Below are 674 nucleotides of genomic sequence, written 5' to 3'. Positions count from 1 at the left end.
AGGTTCGTTCCGCCACTGTCGAAGGAGAAGCCGACCCCGCCAATGCCGGAGGCGGTGACATCGGTGCCGGTCATGGTGACGCTGCCGCCATTCTGAATCCGGCCGCCGACCCCGTTGATGACAATAACCACCCCGTCCGTCGTTTCGATGCGGCCACCACCGTCGGCATTCAAACCCGAGTTGCCGCCGCCTCCGCTCACGCTGACGTTGGTGTTCTGGGTGGTGATCACGCTTCCGGCGTTGATCGCCTGCAGGCCCTTCTCGCCGCCACCCGCACCCGTGACGTTCACCGTGCTGCCGACKAGATGCACTTGGCCGCCCGCCTCGGCGCGGGCGCCGATGTCGTCGCCGCCGCCATTGGTGGCAGTGATTGTGAGTTCCTGGGCGTTGATCGTGCTGCCGACGCCGGACGCGACCAGGCCCCTGCTTCCGCCGCCGCCTGAAAAGGTGATCCTGCTGCCTCCGGTCAGGCTGATACTGCCGCCATTTTGTGCCTTGGCYCCGGTGATGCCGCCGGCGTTGCCCATGAAAACGAGCAGGCCATCGGCAATGATGCGGCTGCCCGCGCCGTCAGCGAGCAAGGCGGACGGGATACCGCCATTGGGATTGTTGATCGAGGAGCCGGACGTAAACTCGATCAGCCCTCCGGCCAGGGCCTGCACGAGACTTTGACC

At 65.9% G+C, this 674-nt stretch carries 1 pseudogene; it reads right to left on the bottom strand.

The annotated features are described in order from the left end of the window. A pseudogene (locus AC1DIO_RS35385) lies at window positions 1–674 on the bottom strand (hypothetical protein); the annotation flags it as partial.

The sequence above is a fragment of the Allobosea sp. 05T439 genome, from assembly GCF_056396005.1.
The sequence above is the reverse complement of the archived record's forward strand: the minus strand, read 5'-3'. Positions and strand labels throughout refer to the sequence as shown.